The sequence below is a fragment of the Niveibacterium sp. genome (assembly GCF_041909475.1).
Taxonomy (GTDB): domain Bacteria; phylum Pseudomonadota; class Gammaproteobacteria; order Burkholderiales; family Rhodocyclaceae; genus Niveibacterium.
In genome coordinates this window covers 108,367-127,460 of sequence record NZ_JAYRDJ010000006.1, presented here as the reverse complement: position 1 = coordinate 127,460, position 19,094 = coordinate 108,367, and the positions used below count along the sequence as shown (strand labels likewise).

General features: G+C 66.9%; 14 protein-coding genes. 11 read left to right on the top strand and 3 right to left on the bottom strand.

The genetic code is table 11. From position 1 onward, the window contains the following. Position 1 precedes the first annotated feature (1 nt). The 5 genes from ACE3P0_RS06840 (at position 2) to ACE3P0_RS06820 (ending at position 4,734) form a co-directional block, all read left to right on the top strand. Positions 2-604, top strand: a complete 603-nt coding sequence (locus tag ACE3P0_RS06840; RefSeq protein WP_374401190.1) for an SCP2 domain-containing protein — start codon at positions 2-4, stop codon at positions 602-604. 279 nt (positions 605-883) lie between these two features. Continuing rightward, a complete protein-coding gene (locus ACE3P0_RS06835; protein ID WP_374401188.1) occupies positions 884-1,735 on the top strand; it encodes a M23 family metallopeptidase in 852 nt (283 codons plus the stop codon). A gap of 1 nt (position 1,736) precedes the next feature. After that, complete coding sequence (locus ACE3P0_RS06830) at positions 1,737-2,102, top strand: hypothetical protein (protein WP_374401186.1); 366 nt, start codon at positions 1,737-1,739, stop codon at positions 2,100-2,102. Between the two features lie 77 nt (positions 2,103-2,179). Continuing rightward, positions 2,180-2,644 (top strand): polymer-forming cytoskeletal protein, encoded by a 465-nt coding sequence (locus ACE3P0_RS06825; RefSeq protein WP_374401184.1) that lies wholly within the window; start codon positions 2,180-2,182, stop codon positions 2,642-2,644. A 140-nt stretch (positions 2,645-2,784) separates the two neighbouring features. After that, positions 2,785-4,734, top strand: coding sequence for a prolyl oligopeptidase family serine peptidase (locus tag ACE3P0_RS06820; protein WP_374401182.1), 1,950 nt, complete (start codon positions 2,785-2,787; stop codon positions 4,732-4,734). Positions 4,735-4,784: 50 nt separating this feature from the next. On the opposite strand, the gene ACE3P0_RS06815 is transcribed toward ACE3P0_RS06820, so the two are convergent. After that, on the bottom strand, positions 4,785-5,255 hold the full coding sequence (locus ACE3P0_RS06815; RefSeq protein WP_374401180.1) for a Dps family protein: 471 nt from the start codon (positions 5,253-5,255) through the stop codon (positions 4,785-4,787). A 212-nt stretch (positions 5,256-5,467) separates the two neighbouring features. On the opposite strand from ACE3P0_RS06815, the gene ACE3P0_RS06810 reads away from it, so the two are divergent. Genes ACE3P0_RS06810 through ACE3P0_RS06800 form a run of 3 tightly spaced genes read left to right on the top strand, consistent with a single transcriptional unit; the run spans position 5,468 to position 12,486 of the window. Continuing rightward, positions 5,468-6,607 carry a response regulator transcription factor gene (locus ACE3P0_RS06810; RefSeq protein ID WP_374401178.1) on the top strand — a complete coding sequence of 380 codons (1,140 nt, stop codon included), beginning with the start codon at positions 5,468-5,470 and terminating at the stop codon, positions 6,605-6,607. A 17-nt stretch (positions 6,608-6,624) separates the two neighbouring features. After that, a complete protein-coding gene (locus ACE3P0_RS06805; RefSeq protein ID WP_374401176.1) occupies positions 6,625-7,671 on the top strand; it encodes an HD domain-containing phosphohydrolase in 1,047 nt (348 codons plus the stop codon). A 42-nt stretch (positions 7,672-7,713) separates the two neighbouring features. Then, positions 7,714-12,486 carry a PAS domain S-box protein gene (locus tag ACE3P0_RS06800; RefSeq protein WP_374401174.1) on the top strand — a complete coding sequence of 1,591 codons (4,773 nt, stop codon included), beginning with the start codon at positions 7,714-7,716 and terminating at the stop codon, positions 12,484-12,486. Between the two features lie 10 nt (positions 12,487-12,496). Here ACE3P0_RS06800 and ACE3P0_RS06795 read toward each other — a convergent pair whose 3' ends face one another. Beyond that, positions 12,497-13,420 carry a hydrogen peroxide-inducible genes activator gene (locus ACE3P0_RS06795; RefSeq protein WP_374401172.1) on the bottom strand — a complete coding sequence of 308 codons (924 nt, stop codon included), beginning with the start codon at positions 13,418-13,420 and terminating at the stop codon, positions 12,497-12,499. Between the two features lie 167 nt (positions 13,421-13,587). On the opposite strand from ACE3P0_RS06795, the gene ACE3P0_RS06790 reads away from it, so the two are divergent. From ACE3P0_RS06790 to ACE3P0_RS06780, 3 genes are all read left to right on the top strand, one after another. Then, positions 13,588-15,078 (top strand): DegQ family serine endoprotease, encoded by a 1,491-nt coding sequence (locus ACE3P0_RS06790; protein ID WP_374401170.1) that lies wholly within the window; start codon positions 13,588-13,590, stop codon positions 15,076-15,078. 137 nt (positions 15,079-15,215) lie between these two features. Continuing rightward, positions 15,216-16,079 carry an N-acetylmuramoyl-L-alanine amidase gene (locus ACE3P0_RS06785; protein WP_374401168.1) on the top strand — a complete coding sequence of 288 codons (864 nt, stop codon included), beginning with the start codon at positions 15,216-15,218 and terminating at the stop codon, positions 16,077-16,079. A gap of 32 nt (positions 16,080-16,111) precedes the next feature. Then, complete coding sequence (locus ACE3P0_RS06780; RefSeq protein WP_374401166.1) at positions 16,112-16,885, top strand: hypothetical protein; 774 nt, start codon at positions 16,112-16,114, stop codon at positions 16,883-16,885. A 6-nt stretch (positions 16,886-16,891) separates the two neighbouring features. Here ACE3P0_RS06780 and ACE3P0_RS06775 read toward each other — a convergent pair whose 3' ends face one another. Beyond that, positions 16,892-19,012 carry an acetyl-CoA hydrolase/transferase C-terminal domain-containing protein gene (locus tag ACE3P0_RS06775; protein WP_374401164.1) on the bottom strand — a complete coding sequence of 707 codons (2,121 nt, stop codon included), beginning with the start codon at positions 19,010-19,012 and terminating at the stop codon, positions 16,892-16,894. Between the last annotated feature and the right edge of the window lie 82 nt (positions 19,013-19,094).

The following is a 19,094-nucleotide window of genomic DNA, read 5'->3' as shown; positions in this document are numbered from 1 at the left end:
GATGACCGAAATCGCGCGCCCGACGCTGGCCAGCAACGCCTTTGCACGCCTGCTGGGGCACCTGCTGGCTCGCAACACCTGGGCGCGTGAGCGGCTGCAGCCTTTCGCGGGGCGCCGCGCGCATCTCGCGCTGGGCGCGGTGGCGGTGGATTTCGTGATCGGCGACGGCGGCCAGGTGGGCGCTTGCGCCGAGGCGGATGACGCCGAGGTGCGGCTCGAACTGCCGGCCGGCGCGCTGGCCGAGCTGCCGGAGGGCCCGGACGCGCTGTTTCGCCAGGCCCGCATTTCGGGCGACGCGCATTTCGCCGAGACCCTGGGTTTCGTGCTGCGCAACCTGGAGTGGGACGCCGAGGAAGACCTGTCGCGCATCGTCGGCGACCCGCTTGCGCACCGCCTGCATCAAGGCGCGCGCGAGTTCGCCGGCTGGGGTCGGCAGGCGGCGCGTAATCTGGTCGATAACCTGCGCGAATACGCGATCGAAGAGGCGCGTCTGACACCGCCGCGCCCCGAGCTGGAAGCCTTTGGCCGTGATGTGGCGGCGCTGCGCGATGATCTCGCGCGGCTTGGAAAACGCGTCGAGCGAATCGAACGCAGCAAGGTCTGATCGGCACCGGCTTCGACCCGCCAGCAAGCATGAACGCCTCCGTACCGGGGGCGTTTTTCATTGCACCGCCGCATGCAGTGGCTTGATCCAGCTCGACTTTCTGCTTGACGACGGCATTGCGCGTCGGAGGCTTTTACACTTAAAGTCGCGCTTTCCACCCGCTCGTCCGGGCTCGGCCGCCGCCAGCGCCAGGCGCCGCCACCCGTACAGCCCGGCCCCTCCGGCAACCCCGGCCCGGGCACGAGACACCACAAGTAGATCCAAGGGAGGGAGACCAGAATGGCGTTTGTCATGCTATCCACCGGCGGGCTCACCGCCTCGGGGGTGCGTACGCTGTCGACCCGCACGCTGCTGGTCGGCGCGCTTGGCATCGCGACGCTTTTGCTCGCGCTGGGCGCCGTGCTGGGTTACCTGATCGCTGGCGGCAGTTCGAACACGCTGCCGAAGCTCCCGTCGTTCCGCCAGAACCCGTACACCGTTGAACAGCTCGGCGCGATCGCCGGCCGCGTGTTCAAACTCGAAAACGAAGCCGCGCACCTTGGCCGCAAGATCGGTGTGCTCGAAGACTACGAAAAGAAGACCCAGGGAAAGGGTGGCAGTGGCGGCCCGATGCTGCCGCCACGCGTGATCAGCAGCCATGACCCGATGGCGGAACTGGATGCGGCCCTCGCGCGTGTCGAATCGCAACTGGCCGAGATCGGCAAAGCCTCGGCCCAGCGCAACCTCGGTTTGATGACCTTCCCCAGCCGCCGCCCGATCGACAGTGTCGAAATCGGATCGACCTTCGGCAACCGCGTCGATCCGATCACGCGGCGGCTGGCCTTTCATGCCGGGCTGGACTTCACGGCTGATCCGGGCACCGCGATCCGCGCGGCCGCGGGCGGTGTCGTCGCATTTGCGGGCTGGAGCCCGGATTTCGGCTGGGTGGTGGAACTGGACCACGGCAACGGCCTGATGACGCGCTACGCCCACGCCTCGAAGCTGCTCGTGAAGACCGGGCAGCTCGTCGAGCCCCGTCAGGAGATTTCGCGCGTCGGTTCCACTGGCCGCTCGACCGGGCCGCATCTGCATTTCGAGGTGATCCGCGACGGCGAATATGTCGACCCGCGCGACTACCTCGCCGGGCTCTGACATGGCGATCCCGTTCCGCGCCGGCCGCACGCGCCAGCTGACCCACGCCGGTCTGGTGCTGTCGCGCCGCAAGCGCCCGGCGACGCATCTGATGCTGGGCGTGCTCAGCGGCATCGTCGTCGCAGCGCTGCTGGTGGGGGGCTTCCTGCTGTTCGCGCCCGAGAGCGCCACGGTGCGCGAGCTGGCCGAGGCGCGCAGCGAACTGCGCACGCTGCACAAGGCACTCGAAGACACCACGCTGCGCTCGCGCATGAGCGAGGCGCGCGCGAGCGAACTGGAACGCCAGGTCGACGGCCTCAACGAACGCATCCGTGCGCTGGAAGATGAAGTGACCTTCTTCCGCAAGGCGCAGGAAGGCCGGCGCTAGCCTGCTGCTAACAAATCCCGGATGCGCCGACCGCACGGCGGCCACGGCGCACGACCCACCATTGCAGGAGACCCCCGATGTTCGGCAAGAGCAAGAAACCGCACCTGATTGAAGTGAGCAAACTATCCAGCCTGATCGCCGAGGATGTGGAGATCACCGGCGACATCGTGTTCGGCGCCGGCCTGCGCATCGACGGCACGCTCAAGGGCAACGCGATGGGCAAGGACGGCGACAGCAAGAAGGAGAAAAGCCTGCTGGTGCTGTCGGACAAGGGCCGTATCGAAGGCAGCGTGCGCTGCTACGACGCCGTGATCAACGGTACTGTGATCGGCGATCTCGAAGTCGAGCACTTCCTCGAATTGCAGCCGAAGGCGCGCGTGTCGGGCACGATCCGCTACCACAAGCTGCAGATGGAAGTGGGCGCCGGTGTGCAGGGCACGATTACACAGGTGGGCGGTGACGCGCTGCGCGACAACGTCGTCGAACTTCCGGCCGAGAAAGCTGACAAAGCCGACAAGGCCGAGCGGGCGCGGAGCGCCTGATCTGCAAGTGTGGCGATCACGACGGGGCACTTCGGTGCCCCGTTGTCCTTTGTGGCGCGGTGCGACCTACAATCGCGCTTCGCGAATTCCCTGGCCGCGCGGTGACGTGCGGTGTCCCCCGAAAGATGGAGCCTGAACCGATGTTCCGCATCCCGAAGCTCGCCCTTTTGTTGCTGCTGGGCGCCCCACTGCTTGCCGCACCGGCTCACGCGCAGACTGACTATGCCGGCCTGGGTGCCGAATCCGTCAGTGCCGCGACGCTTGAGCAGTTCCGCCCGAAACCGCTGCCGCCCGAAGTGTCGCGCCGCATCCAGTCGATGCTGGATCTGCGTGCGCCCGGCACCGGCTTGCTGGCGCCGGATGGCAAGCGCCTGTTCTTCAGCTGGCGCGTTAGCGGCAGCGACCAGGTATGGCGACTCGACGGGCCTGATCGCTTCCCGGTGCAGATGACCGGTGGCGAAGACCGCACGCTGCCGCTCGCTGTCACGCCGGACGGCAAGTGGCTGGTCGTGTCGCGCGACCGCAAGGGTGAGGAGAACCCCGGCATCTACCTGCAGCCGGTTGGCGGTGGCGCCTTGAAGATGGTGCAGCACCTGCCGAAAGTGCAGTCGCGTTTCGGCGCAATCAGCCGCGACAGCCGCTTCCTCTACTTCACCGCCAACGACCAGAAGCCGGACAGCTACGCGGTGTATCGCTACGAGATTGCGACCGGAGAGAAGCAGCAGGTCTTCAACGAAGCCGGGCTGTGGAATGTGGCCGATCTGGCCGACGACGGCACCCTGCTGCTGGTGAAGTACACCGGTTCGCAATCGCGCGAGTATGTCGTGATCGAACGCGGCGGCCGCGTCACGACACTGTTCGGTCAGGGCGAGAAGGAGAACTACGAGGCGCAGTTCGGCGCTGCGCCCGGTGAGCTGCTGGTGAGCACCAACAAGTTCGGCAACTTCCAGCGCCTCTACCGTTGGCGTGCTGGCAACTTCACGCCGATCACCGGCGAGCTGAAGTGGGACGTCGAATCGTTCGGCACCGATCACGCGCGCAAGCGGCTGTACTACACGGTGAACGAAGCCGGTTACAGCCGCACCCATGCGATCGACCTGAAAACCGGTAAGCCGCTCGCGCTGCCCTGGCCCGCCGACGCCGATCACCAACTGGTCGGCTCCGCGACGCCGGATGGCCGCTTCGTGACGCTGGCCGTCGGCACGCCCAAGGCGCCGCGCCAGAGCTATGTGTGGGACTGGCAGACGAAGAAGCTGACGCGCTGGATCACGCCGTCGGCGCCGGAAGAGGACACCCGCCGCTTCGTCACCGCACGGCTGGAAAGCTACCCGGCGCGCGACGGCACGCCGATTCCGATGTTCGTGCGCCGCCCGCCACAGTGTGAAGGGGCGGATGCGCCGGTCTGCCCGGTGCTGGTGCATTTCCATGGTGGCCCCGAAGCGCAATCGCGCCCCGGCTTCTCGCCGCTGTGGCAGATGTTCGTCGATGCCGGCTTCATTGTCGTGGACCCGAACGTGCGCGGTTCCGACGGCTATGGCCGCGACTGGCTTGATGCCGACAACGGCTCCAAGCGGCTCGATGTGATCACCGACATCGAGGATGCCTCGAAGTACATCCGCACTGCGTGGGCCAAGAACGGCGTAGCGCCCAAGGTCGGCGTCTTCGGCGGTAGCTATGGCGGCTACTCGACGCTGATCGCGATGACGATGTTCGCCGGCGCTTACGATGCGGGTGCCTCCGCGGTCGGCATGGCCAACCTGCTGACCTTCCTGCAGAACACCGCGCCCTATCGTCGCCAACTGCGCACCACCGAGTACGGCGATCCGGAAAAGGATCGCATCGCGCTGCTGAAGCTCTCGCCCACCACCTACATCGATCGCCTCAAGGCGCCGCTGCTGATCAGCCAGGGCGCGTCGGACCCGCGCGTGCCGGTTGGCGAGGCGGTGCAGATGTATGAAGCCGCCAAGGCCAAGGGGGCGAAGGTCGAGCTGATGATCTTCGCCGACGAAGGCCATGGCACCGCCAAGCGCGAGAACCAGGCGCTGGAGTGGGGCCACATCCTGCGTTTCTTCCAGCAGAACCTTCAGTAATCAGGCTCGCCTAGAAAAGCGCCCCCCGCTTTGTCGGGGGCGCTTTTGTTTCAGCTCTCCAGCAGGCTGCGCAGCATCCAGGCGTTCTTCTCATGCACCTGCATGCGCTGCGTCAGCAGATCGGCGCTCGGGCCGTCGTGCGCCGATTCGGCCAGCGGAAACACATGGCGCGCGGTGCGTACCACCGACTCCTGACCTGCCACCAGATGGCGGATCATGTCCAAGGCCGACAGGCCCTCGGCTGGTTCGCCGATGGAACTCAGGCGCGCATACGCCGAGTAAGTGCCGGGTGCCGGGTGGCCCAGTGCGCGGATGCGTTCGGCGATCAGGTCCACCGCCAGCGCGAGTTCGGTGTACTGCGCCTCGAACATCAGGTGCAGCGTGTTGAACATCGGCCCCTTCACGTTCCAGTGAAAGTTGTGCGTGGTCAGGTAGAGGGTGTAGGTGTCGGCCAGCAGGCGCGACAAACCGTCTGCGATCCGTGCGCGATCCGTGTCGGTGATGCCGATGTCGATGCTCATGATTTTCTCCTGCGTATTTTCTAGATCGGCTGGCATCGTGCCCCGATCTGCCTAAACTGAAGCCTAGATGCTTGCTGCGCCTGTGCCCAATCAAGCGTATGGATGCATCACATAGCGCCGGGCTATCGCGCTACGCCGCGGCGTGCCACTGATACCCCTCAAGGCGGAAGCCGGTTCGCCCGATAACCCTTCAGGGAGATTTGGGGGATGTGATGCAGAACGACAACGATGCAGGCCTGGTGCTCGTCATCGACGACGATGCGCTGATCCGAGAAATGGTCACCGATGCGCTGGAACCCGCCTGGCGGGTCGCCGGCGCGCAAGATGCCAGCCAGGGCCTGCACATGGCCGCTGAACTGCAGCCGGCGCTGATTCTGCTGGATGTGCAGATGCCCGGCATCGACGGCTTCGAGGCCTGCCGTCGCCTGAAGGATGATTTCGCAACATCCGACATCCCGGTGCTGTTCCTGTCCGGCCTTAATACGCTGGAAGACCGGCTCGCCGGGCTCGAAGCCGGCGCCGAGGATTTCATCGCCAAGCCCTTCGACGCGATCGAGCTTAATGCCCGGGTGCAGGGCATCGTGCGCCAGCTGGCCGAGCGCAAGCGGCTCGCCGCCAGCGCGCAGAGCGCCTTCAGCACCGCCTTTACCGCGATGAGCAGCGCCGGCGAACTGGGTGTGGTGATCGAGTTCATGCGCAAAGGTTTCGGCTGCGCAGACTACGAAGCGCTTGCAAACGCCGTCTTCGCCGCGCTCACGCAGTACGGGCTGGACGGCGCCTTGAGCCTGCGTGGCACGGCCGCCCCGTTGATCCGCACCGCGCAGGGCGAAGCCAGCGCGATGGAAGCCGGTGTGCTGGCGCTGATGGGCAACCAGGACCGCATCGTCAGCCTTGGCCGCCGTGCGGCCTTCAACTACCCTGGCGTGACCTTGCTGGTGAAGAACATGCCGCAGGACGACCCGGACCGCGCCGGCCGCCTGCGCGACCACCTTGCGATCCTCGCCGAAGCGGCCTCGGCGCGGGTGCGTGCGATCGACGCGGATGCCGCGGTGCGGCTGCGCGAGCGCCAGTTGCGCGAGGTGCTGGACGAAACGCGTCGGGCGATCGATGCAATCGAGCAGCAGCGGCGCGCCCAGCGTGCGGCGGTGACGGTGGCACTGGAAACCATGTTGCACGGCACCGAGCGCGAGTTCCTGCACATGGGGCTGAGCGAATCGCAGGAAGATCGGGTTGCTTCCCTGCTTCGCGCGGCCACCTACGATGTTTCCAACGTCTACGATCAAGCCGACGATGCCAGTGCCGGCCTGCGCAAGCTGGCCGAGCGTCTCGCGCAGGAGACCGGCACCGCGTGAGCGGAGGAGGGCAATTCATGTCCGCAAACGGCTATCACCTGCTGGTGGTCGATGACGATCCGCTCGCGCGCGCGGTGGCGAGCGATTGCCTGGAAGAAGTCGGCATTCGTGTTACCGAATGCACCGATGGTGCGGCAGCGCTGGGTCTGCTCGGCGCGCAGCATTTCGACGCGGTGCTGCTCGACCGCCACATGCCCGGCCTGTCGGGCGACGAAGTCTGCCGCCGCATCCGCCACGATCTGGGCGACGCGATGCTGCCGATCCTGATGTTGACCGGCGATTCCGGCAGCCAGGATCTCGCCGCGGCGCTCGATGCGGGCGCCACCGACTTCATCCGCAAGCCCTTCGATCCGGTCGAACTACATGCGCGTGTGCGTGCTGCCGTTGAACACAAGCGCCTTACCGACCAGCTCGACAACGCGGAGAGCATGCTCTTCGCGCTTGCCCGCATGGTTGAGGCGAAAGACGAAAACACCGGCGATCACTGCAGCCGGCTGGCGCACAACTCGGTCGAATTCGGCCGCGCGCTCGGCCTTGCCGAAGCGGACCTGCAGGCCCTGCGCCGCGGTGGCGTACTGCACGACATCGGCAAGCTCGGCATTCCGGACGCGATCCTGATGAAGCCGGCCAAGCTTACCGACGACGAATGGAAGGTGATGCGGCAACACACGCTGATCGGTGCGCGCCTGTGCTCGCCGCTCAAAAGCATGGCGCGCACGGTGCCGATCATTCGCTCACACCATGAGCGCTGGGACGGCAGCGGCTACCCGGACGGCCTTGTCGGCGAAGCGATCCCGCTGCTGGCGCGGGTCTTCCAGATCGTCGATATCTACGACGCACTGGCCTACGCCCGCCCCTACAAGCCGGCGCTGCCGCAGGCCGAGGTGCTCAGCATCCTGCGTGAAGAAGGTGCGCGTGGCTGGCGCGACCCGAAGCTGCTAGCGGTGTTTCTCGATCTGCTGGCACGCAGTCCGGACAGCTTCGCCTCGCCCGCGCCCGATGCGGGCGACCTCGGCCGTGCGGTGTTTGCCGACATCGCGGGCCTCGGCCGCGGCGCGGTCTAGGCGGGCCGCGCAACCGTGGTCGGCAGCACGCCCAGACCGAGGTTGTTCAGTTCGATTCGAGCCCGTTTGCTGGGCTGGTTGCTGCTCAGCAGTCTGGTGCCGACGGCGCTGACGGCGTATTTCGTCATTTCCAGCCTCGAAGAACAGATCGGCAGCGCGGCTGGCCAACGCATGGACGAAGTTGCACAGGGGCGCGAACGGGCGCTGCGCGCGTGGATCGAACAGGTGCTCAACGACGGCCATGTGTTCGCCGCGCTGCCCGCCACCAGCCAGTGCCTCGAAAGCCTCTCACGCGCGCTCGATCGCGGCGAGCCGACCGGTGCCGACTACCGCAAGCGTGACGTGGAATGCCTTGCCAGCCTCAACTTCATCGGCCTCTCCTTCCTCTACGACGTGATGCTGGTCGACCGCGAAGGCCGCGTGGTGATGTCGCAGCAGAAGGAGACGCCGCCTGCCACCTCACTTTTCGTCGGTGCCGCGGCCACTGGCGCGACGCGTCTGGCGCAGGCCTTGCACACCGCGATCGACGAGCAAGGGGCCAGCTTCGTGCCGCACGAGATGTATGCCCCTACCGGGGCGGAGTCGGCCTTCGCCACCATCCCTATCGTGCGCGGCGCCGAAGTGCTCGGCGTGCTGGTGCTGCAACTCAACAACCGCGAATTCCTGCGCCCGCTTGCGGCCGGCATGGCCGACACCCAAAGCGGTGAGCTGTTGCTGTTGCGCAGCGAGGGCAAGGGCGGCGTGCTGGTGCTCACACCGCCTCGCGGCCACCCGGAACTCGCCTTCACGCAGCGCTTCACACTGGCGGGTGTGCGCGGCCAGAGCCTCCAGGCCGCGCTTGACGGCCCGGCAGGGCGCGGGCCGTCGCAGGGCGACCGCGGAGAGCCGGTGTTCGCGGCGTGGCGGCCGCTGCCCGACTACGGCTGGGGCCTCGTTGCCCGCATTGGCGCCGAAGAGGCGCTGGCGCCGGTGCGCGCGATCAAGCTCGCCTTGCTGCCGATCGTTGCCGTGCTGTTACTCGCAACCGGCGCGATTGCGCTGGTGCTGGGCTGGCGCCTGGTGCGGCCCTTGCAGCGCTTCACCGCCTTTAGCCGCGACGTCGCAGCCGGCAATCTGGGGGGCGAGGTGGGCTATGCAGGCAACGACGAACTGGGCGAGCTGGCGAGCACGCTGAATGCGATGTCGGCGCGGCTGGCGTATTCCACCGCGTCGCTGCAGCGTGCGAAGGGTCTGCTCGAGATACGCGTGGCGGAGCGCACCGCGGAACTGACCGAGAAGGCGCAGAACCTCGAAGCGGCCGAGCGTGTCGCCAACCTCGGGCACTGGGAGATGGACTGGCGCAGCGGCCGGCGCTACTGGTCACCGCAGGTTTATCGCATCCTCGGCTTGCCGCCCGGCAACCCGGACCCGGTGGCTTTCCGCCGCCGCATTCACCCGGATGACCGCGCAGCGGTGTCGCAAGTGATCGAGCGCGCCGGCACCGAAGGCAAGCGCTTCGCGATCGAGTTCCGCCTCGCGATGGACGACGGCAGCGTGCGCTGGGTGCGCGAGGAAGGCGAAACGGCGCTCGATGCCGATGGCCGGCCGGCGAAGAGCGTCGGCATGCTGATCGACATCACCGAACGGCAGATGACCGAGCAGGCCCTGCGGCGCTCCGAAGCGAGCGCCCGCTCGGTGCTGGAGGCAGCGCAGGAAGGCATCATCATCATCAGCCGCGCCGACCGCTCGATCCTGTACGCCAACCCGGCCGCCGAGCACATGTTCGGCCGTGCGCGCGACGACTTGCTCGGCCAGCCGACCACGATCCTGTATCCCGAGGATGCACGCGACCAGGTCGAAGCCGAGTTCGCCGCGCTGATCCGTGCCCAAGGCGGGCGTGCCAGCAGCCTGCCGGCGGTGCGCAGCAACGGCGAGCGTTTCATGGTGGACATCTTCGCCTCCGAGATCCGCTACGAGGAACGCGCGGCCATGTTCGGCTTCTTCACCGACGTGACCGAACTGCGTGCCGCCGAGGCCGAACGCGCAAGGCTGGAGCAGGAGCTGATCGAAGCGCGCGCGCTGCGTGCGGAGGTGCGCGCCGAGATGATTCTCGACGCGGTTGATGAAGGCGTGGTCGAAGTCGACAGCGAAGCGTGCGTACGCTACATCAACAAGGCCGCGCTGCGCAGCTTCGGCCTCAGCGCCGATGCGGTGATCGGGCGGCACCACGGCGATGCGGTGCCGTGGGAGATCCTCGACCGCAAAGCCGATGCCGAGGCGCCGCTGGCGAAGGTGCTGCGCAGCGGCGAGCCGCAATCGAGCGAGGGCGCCACGGTGCGGATGCCGGACGGCCGCGAGCTGCGCGTGGCCTACTACATCCGGCCCCTTGCGGCGGCGGCCGGCAGCGGTGTGCTGCTGGTGTTCCGCGACATCACCGAGCGCGAGCGCCAGCAGCTGCGCCTGCAGTTGATGTCCAGCGCGGTCGAGCAGAGCGCCTCGGCGATCCTGATCACCGATACCGACGGGCGGATCGAATATGTGAACCCGAAGTTCTGCGCGCTCTACGGCTTCGAGCCGGCGGAGCTGATCGGTTCGACGCCGCGGGTTCTCAAATCCGGCCACACCACGGCTGCCGAGTACCAGGGCTTGTGGCGCACCATCATGGGCGGCGGTGAGTGGCACGGTGAATTCCTCAACCTGCGCAAGAATGGCGAATCGCGCTGGGTTGCCGCGGCGATTGCATCGCTGCGCGACCACAAGGGGCGCCCGACGCATTTCATCGGCGTGCATGAGGACATCACCGAGCGCAAGGCGATCGAAGCCGAACTGACGCAGGCACGCGAGGTGGCCGAGACGGCGGCGCGCGCGAAGAGCGAGTTCCTCGCGCGCATGAGCCACGAGATCCGCACGCCGATGAACGCGATCATCGGGCTCTCCGACCTTGCACTGCAGGGGCCGCTCGCGCTGCGCGAGCGCGATTTCGTCACCAAGGTGAATCGCTCGGCGCAGTCGCTGCTGGGCATCATCAACGACGTACTGGACTTCTCGCGCATCGAGGCGGGCCGGCTCGAACTCGAAGCGGTCGAGTTCGCGCTCGACGATGTGTTGCAGCACCTTGCCGACATGGTGCACACACGGGTGCATGACGGCGTCGAGCTGTACTTCGATACGCCGCCCGAGGTGCCGACGCGCTTCGTCGGCGATCCGCTGCGGCTTGGCCAGGTGCTCGTCAACCTCTGCAGCAACGCGACCAAGTTCACGCGGCAGGGCTTCATTGCGGTACACGTCAGCTGCGTGAGCGAAAAGCCGGGCACGGTGACGCTCGCGTTCGAGGTGGAGGATAGCGGCGACGGTATCCCGCCCGACCGCCTGCCACTGCTGTTCGATGCCTTCGCGCAGGCCGAGGCCTCGATCGCGCGGCGCTACGGCGGCTCGGGTCTGGGGCTCGCGATCTGCCGCCAGTTGGTGCGCTTGATGGGCGGCGAGATCCGCGTGCGCAGTACGCCCGGTGTCGGCAGCGTGTTCGCGTTTACCGTGCAGCTCGGGCGCGCCGGCAGCGGCGACGAGTTCGTGCCGTCTACTGCCCTCGCGCAGCGCAGCTTGTTATGGGTGGCGACGCGCGCGCCGGGGGCGGAAGTCCTGCAACGCAGGTGCGCCGAACACGGCGTACAGCTCACCGTCGCGGAAGATCTCGCGGCGATGGGCGATGCGATCGACGCCGCACGTCGGTGCGGTGCGCCGTTTGACGTGGTGGTGGTGGACTGCGCTCTGAAGGACGAGGCCTTGCCGGGCTGGCATTGTTCAGAGTCGGCGCCACCGGTGGTGATGCTGTGCGGTGGCGGCAACTGCGCGGAATTCGAGCTTTACCTCGCGACGATGGGACTCACCGTCTGCCAGCACGTCGATCGACCGGTCACCCGCAGCGCGCTGATGCTCGCGCTGACGCGCGCGCTCGGTTGCGACAACACGCCGCCGCCCACGCGCCGCCAGCCTGCGCTGGCAGATGCCGTGGCAATGCTGGCCGGCACACGCGTGCTGGTGGTGGACGATGCCGAGCTGAACCAGGAAGTGGCGCGCGAGTATCTGCAGAGTGTCGGCGTCAGCGTATCGATCGCGAGCAACGGTGCCGAAGCCCTGGCCATCATCGCGCAGCAGCGCTTCGATGCGGTGCTGATGGATTGCCAGATGCCGGTGATGGACGGCTACGCCGCAACCCGCGCGCTGCGCCAGCAGGATGCGTTTGCGCGGCTGCCGGTGATCGCGCTGACGGCAAACGCGCTGGCTGGCGAACGTGAACGGGTACTGGAGGCAGGCATGAACGACTTCATCGCGAAACCGGTCGACCCGGAGCGGTTGTTCGAGGTGCTGATGCGCTGGATCGCGCCGATCGACATGGTGCCTGCAGTTGCGGCGGTGGCGCCCGCGGCAGCGACGTCGGTGACGGCCGCACTGGCGCAGGCGTCCGCGCCGATTGAGGGCGTGCCATCACTGCCGGGCGTCGATACCGCCGCGGGCTTGGCGCGCGCGATGGGGCGGTCAAAGACCTATCTGAAGTACCTGCGCATCTTCCACGAATCCCATGCCGGTTTTGCCGGCAATTTCGACGCGGCGCGTGCGGCGGGTGACGCCGCACTGGCACAGCGGCTCGCGCACACGCTCAAGAGCGGCGCGGCCAGCATTGGTGCGGGTGAGGTGGAAGCCGCTGCGATGGCGCTCGAGAACCTGTTGCGCGAGGGCGGCGACGCAGCGGCCGTGAGTGCCGCACGCGATCGGCTGTATGCCGCCCTGACGCCCTTGCTGGCAGCGCTCGCCGCGCTGCAGACGGCGAGCGCCTGAGCCGCTGCGCTTAGCGCAGCGGCTGGGTGCCCGGCAGGGCGGTGTCGAGCATCGCGCGTCGCAGCACGTCGATGATGCCGTTGCGCGGGTAGGTCACGCGCCATGCAATCGCCACCGTGCGGTGCGGTTGCGGGTCGACGAAGGGGCGCACCTCGACCAGGCCGTGCGCGGTGTTCAGCCCGTCGGCGGCGGCGCTCGGCAGCACTGTGACGCCAACGCCGGTTGCGACCATGTGGCGGATCGTTTCCAGCGAACTGCCTTCGAGCGTCTTCTGCAGGCCGCTGCCGCCGTTCGGGTTGGCGCAGCGCGGGCAGGCTTCGAGCACCTGATCGCGGAAGCAGTTGCCGGCACCCAGCAGCAGCAGCGGCTCTTCCATCAGCCTGCTGGCCGGCACTTCGGGCATCGCGGCCCAAGGGTGGCCGGGTGGCATCACGACGCGGAAGGGTTCGTCATACACCGGCTGCGCGACGATGCCGCTCTCGACGAAGGGCAGCGCGATCACGATCACGTCCAGCTCGCCGCGCTTGAGCGCCTCGGTGAGCTTGGCGGTGTAGTTCTCCTGGATGATCAGCGGCACGCGCGGCGCGCGCTCGCGCATCAGCGGAATCAGCCGCGGCAGCAGGTAGGGCGCGATCGTGTAGATCACGCCCAGGCGCAGCGGCCCGGAAAGCGGGTCCTTGCCGGCCTCGGCGATCTCGCGCACCTGCTGCGCTTCCATCAGCACGCGTTCGGCTTGCGCCACGATCTGCGCGCCGATCTCGGTCAGTTTCACGTCGGCCGCGCTGCGCTCGAACAGCATCACGCCAAGCTGGTCTTCGAGCTTCTTCACCGCCACCGACAGCGTGGGCTGGCTGACGTGGCATTTCTCCGCCGCGCGGCCGAAATGGCGTTCGCGAGCGAGGGCGACGATGTAGCGCAGATCGGTGAGCGTCACGAGGCAGTTCCGTTACCGGGAGGGGGTTCCGATTGTATCCCCGACGCTGCGCCGGCTTGAAAATTGCAACAGGCATCCCCAGTTTGTAATGCCATGTAAGCGGCCGGATTGCGCTTGCCGGCGTCGCATCGATAATCCCACTTCCATTCCAATACGGAGATGCAAAGATGAAGATGACGCTACCCCGTTCGCTCGCGCTCGCCAGTGTGGCTGCGGTGGCGTTTGCCGGATGCCTGCAGGAAGGGCCCGGCGTGTCGACCTCGCATGCCAGCGCGCTGGCCTCGGCCCCGGTGGCCGCCGCGAGCAGCACCGCCACTGCCACGGCACGTGCCGGCCTGCCCGATTTCTCGGCGCTGGTCGAGCAGGTCGGGCCGGCGGTGGTGAACATCGCCGTTTCCAGCGTGCGTGCCTCCGGCGGCGAAACCGCCGGCGAAAACCCGTTTGCCGATGATCCGTTCTACGACTTCCTGCGCCGTTTCGGCGTGCCGGTGCCCGGCCAGGGCGGCCAGCAGGGTGGCCAGCCGCGCGTGCAGCAAGGCGTCGGCTCCGGCTTCATCGTGAGCCCCGACGGCCATGTGCTGACCAACGCCCACGTCGTGGATGGCGCAACCGAAGTGACCGTACGCCTGACCGACAAGCGCGAGTTCAAGGCCAAGGTGGTCGGCGTTGACAAGCGCACCGACGTGGCGCTGCTGAAGATCGACGCGAAGAACCTGCCGACCGTGAAGATCGGTGACGCAGAGCATGCCAAGGTCGGCGAATGGGTGATCGCGGTCGGTTCGCCCTTCGGCTTCGACAACACGGTGACCGCCGGCATCATCTCGGCCAAGGCGCGCCGACTGCCGGACGAAACCTATGTGCCTTTCATCCAGACTGACGTCGCGATCAACCCCGGTAACTCCGGCGGCCCGCTGTTCAACCTGAACGGCGAGGTGATCGGTATCAACTCGCAGATCTACTCGCGCTCGGGCGGCTTCATGGGCATCTCGTTCGCGATTCCGATCGACACCGCGATGAAGGTGCGCGACCAGCTGCAGAAGTACGGCAAGGTGCAGCGCGGCCGTCTCGGCGTGCTGATCCAGGGCATGGATGACGACCTTGCACAGACCTTCGGCCTCGACAAGGCCAAGGGCGCGCTGGTCTCGCAGGTGGAGCCGGACGGCCCCGCCGCGAAGGCAGGGCTCGAGTCGGGCGACGTGATCCTCGCGGTGAATGGTCAGGACGTGAAGGATTCGACCGATCTGCCACGCGTGATCGGCGACCTGAAGCCGGGCGACAAGGTGAAGCTGCAGGTGTGGCGCAACAAGGCCAGCCGCGAATTCACGGCAACGCTGGCCGAGATGCCGGGCGAAGGCAGCAAACCGGTGGCCGGCAAGGGTGGCGAGAAGCCCAGCGGCAAGGTCGGCCTCGCACTGCGTCAGCTCGAATCGCGCGAAGCCAGCCGTCTCGGCGTGCCGGGCGGCCTGCTGGTGGAAGACGTAGCGGGCCCGGCCGCCAAGGCCGGCGTACGTCAGGGCGATGTGATCATCGCGGTGAATAACCAGCGTGTCACGACGATGCAGGAGATGACCGCGCGGCTCGATAGCGCCGGCGACCGTTTCGCGCTGCTGGTGCTGCGCGGTAACCAGCGCCTGTTTATTCCGGTGCGGCTGAAGTAAGCCGCGCACGGCGCGAGCCAAGGGGCGATGCGGGTAACCGCATCGCCCTTTTTCATTGGGGGGTTTGACTCTTCAGGGCGCACCGTCTAACCCTAGGATTGGGACGCGGCCATCGCCGCGCGTGGACGGGGTAAATCATGGACATCCGAAACCACTGGTTGACCGGCGATCAGGTGCGCAAGCAGGAAACACCGAACCGAGGTGGTGCGCTCACCGCACGCTTCCTGATCATGCATTTCACCGGAGGCGCATCGGCGCAGAGCTCGGCTGACTGGCTCTGCAACCCGGCCGCCAAGGCCTCGGCACACGTGGTGCTGGCGCGCGATGGCAGCATCATCCAGCTCGCGCCCTTCAACGTCGTCACCTGGCACGCCGGCGTCAGCCAGTGGAACGGCATCGTAGGCCTCAACCAGCATTCGATCGGCATCGAGATGGACAACGCGGGCGGCCTGCGGCAGGTGGGTGACGCCTTCCAGACCAGCTTCGGCAAACCGGTCGACAAAGCGGATGTCGTGATCGCGGCGCACAAGTACGGCGGCCCGGTGATGCCCTGGCAGGCCTACACCGCGGTGCAGATCGAGCGTGCCTTCGCGCTCGCCGAGTTGCTGGTCGCGCACTACGGGCTGGAAGACATCCTCGGCCATGAAGACATCGCGCGCGGCCGCAAGACTGACCCCGGCCCTGCCTTCCCGCTCGAAGCGTTGCGCAGCCGGGTCAAGGGCCGTGCCGACGACAGCCTGCCGCGCTACCGGGTCACCGCCAGCACGCTCAACATCCGTGCCGGCGCCGGTGCCGAGTTCGCCACCGTGGCGCCCGCGTTGAAGAAGGGCACCGAGCTCGTGCTGCTCGAAGCAGGCGACCGCTGGAACCGCGTTGAAGTGGTCGGCAACACCGATGTCGAAGGCTGGGTCAACAATCAGTTCATCGAGCCGCTCAACGCCGGCACCTCGCGCGCGCTGGCCGTGAAAAAGCCCGCTGTGAAGCGTAAGAAGGCCGGCTGACGCGCTCGCATCGCACTGGCGGGGCTGCCAGAATGGTTGTCCCGCCGCTGCCGATGCACGCCGTGTTTCAAACCTTCCGTTCCCTCGTTTCCTGTCTGGTGTCACTGCTCGGCTTTGCGGCGCTTGCTGCACATGCCGAGGGCACTCAGAGGGGCCCGGACGCCTTCGCGGCGCTGTGCGAAACGCGCCTGCCGCCGGTCGAGATCCGGGTGTTGACCGAACAGGAACTACCGCCGCTCGATCTGACGCGCAGCGCTGCCGAACTGGCCGTGCTGCGCAAGCAGCCGCTGAAAGCCGGTGAGGTGGTGGTCGGGCTGACGCAAGTCCGGCAACGCTACGACATGCGCTGGAGCTACCAGGGCTTGCGCGAACGCAATGGCGCGCGCAGCTGTATCCGCTCACGCATCGAGGTGAAGCTGATCCTCAACCAGCAGGTGTACGTCGCGACCGAGTTCCCGGCCGGTACGTGCGGCTACGACGAAGTGCTGGCGCACGAGCAGCGCCATGTTGCCGCCAACCTCGCGCAGCTCGAAAAAACTGCCCGCTTCGTCGAAGACAGCTTGCGCGAGCAAGAGGGCGGCGCTGCGCCCTGGATGGGCGAGCCGGCCGCGCTGCGCGAGACGGTGCTCGAACGTGCGCGCGTCAGCTGGATGGCGCAGCTCGAAGCGAACTTCCATCAGGTGGATCGCGAGCACGCCATCATCGACTCGGTCGAAGAGTCGCAGCGCTACCGGCAGCTCTGCAACGGCGAGATGGCGCGGACCTTGCGCGGGCTGATGGGTAAGGACGGCGCGAAGGGCCGCTGATCCGCCCTACAGATTCCCCGCCACCAGCGCCCGCATCAACTTCTCCTTCAAATCCTTCGGCTGATCGAGCCCCATGCGCGCGAGTAGTTCGGGCCGCGGGTTGGCGGAGAGGCCGCGGATCAGCGAGCCGACCAGCGCGAGCGGTGTCTTTTGCTGCGCCTTGAGTTTCATCAGCGCCTTGGCGAGCGCGAGTTCGGTGGCGTCCAGATCCGTACCGAAGGGGAAGTCGGGCAACAGGCCGCGCTGGCGGAATTCGGCGAGGCGCTGCGACAGCACTTCCGGCAGGTTCTGGCGTTGTTCGGGCGGGATCTGGTAGTCCGCCGCGATCTTTCCATTGGCCTTGGCGCGCGCGAGCAATTCGTCCTGGAAGCGCGAATCGGTGATCGCGAGCAGGCGCTTGATGACGTCGGCGTCGGATTGGCCGCGCACGTCGGCGATGCCGTATTCGGTGATGTACACGTCGCGCAGATGGCGCGGGATCGTGACGTGGCCGTAGTTCCACACGACGTTGGAGGTCGGCTTGCCGTCCTTGCCGATGCGCCAGGAGCGCAGCATCAGGATCGACAGCGCACCGGGCAGCGTGTGGCCCATCGCGACGAAGTTGTACTGGCCGCCGACGCCGGAAACGAGGTTGCCAGTGTCGAGCCCGTCCGACACCGCGGCGCCGAGCAGCGTGACCATCATCGTGGTGTTGATGAAGCGCGCGTCGCGGCGGTGCGTGGCGGCGAGCTTTTCCTGCCCCATCACCTGGTTGATGAAGCTGATGCGCGTCATGTTGATCTTGGCCAGCAGCTCACGCGGCATCGTGCGCAGGCGCTGGTAGAAGTGTGTCGGGCCGATGAAGAAGCCGCCGTGCATCAGGCGCCCGTGCATGAGGCGTTCGCCGAGCATCTTGCCGGCGATCTCTTTGCGGACGGCGGGGTCGGCCGGCGTGGCCGGGATGCGGTCTGCGCCGCGCACCAGCGCACCATCCTCGAACTGCACATCGGCATGCAGGATGCCGAAGTGGCGCATGAAGCCGTAGTCAGCCTGCGACAGCGGCGAGCCGATCACGCGTGCGTCGAGCATTGCGGCGAGCATGGGCTCGTCCGGGATCAGGCCGACCTTGCCGTCGTTCAGCAGCGTTTGCAGCGCGACGTTGTCGAACACCTCGCGGCGGATCACGCCGGCATCGATCAGCTCCATGAAGCCATTGACGAACATCTCGCTGCAGCCGTAGAGGCCTTCCTTGAAGGGCTCCTGGTAGTTGTGGCCGGCCTGCAGCGGGCCACCCAGCGCCTTGAGCATCGCGCGGTAGGTGGCGTTGTCGCGGTCGCGCAGGATCAGCGCATGGGCGATGCCGTCGCCGAGCGAGCCGATGCCAATCTGCAGGGTGCCGCCGTCCTTCACGGTACTGCTTGAATACAGCGCGATGCCGTAGTCCTGGTCGTCCACCTTCATGTTGGGCGGCGCGAAGATCGTGTGGGTGGAGACCGGGTCGTCGACCAGGATAGAGATGTCGTCCTCGGGCAGGATCGCATCGTTCGGCATGAAGGGCAGTTCGCGATTCACCACGCCGATCAGGTGCATGTGGCGGGTGCCGTCGCGGTTGGCCTGTTCGAGCGCATCGATGGTCAGATCGGTGTTGCACGACATCGAGTAGCGCGGGCCGTCCGGCGTATCTTCCACCGCAATCGCCTGCGCGAACACATTCACGCCTTGTGCCAGTGCGTCACGCACCGCATGGGTGTAGTTCGAATACACGTAGTTCGACTGTGCGTTGGCGTTGCCGAGGTATTCGCCGGTCTTCAGGAAGAACTCGCAGATCTCCACGTTCGGCGGCAGTGCGCCACGCTTGACGTCGACCGAATAATCCATGTCGGGGTAGTTGCCGAACACGCGCTCGACGAAGGGCCCGAGGAAGCGTTGCTCCAGCGCGCTCTTGCCGCGCGGCCGATCGAGCGACAACGCGGTGAAGATCTTGAGCTTCAGGGTCGGATCGCTCTTCGCGCGGCGATACAGCGCGTTGATCCATGCGTTCGGTTTGCCGATGCCGAGCGGCATCGCCATCACGATGTGCTTGCCGACACGGTCGATCAGCGCATCGATCGAATCCTCGATGCGCGAGCAGCGCAGTGGCGCAGTCATGTTTTCTCCCCCGGGCTCTGGTCTATGTGCCGGCCCTGATTCATGGTCTCGACGGACGCATCGCCAGGCGGATTACGCGCTG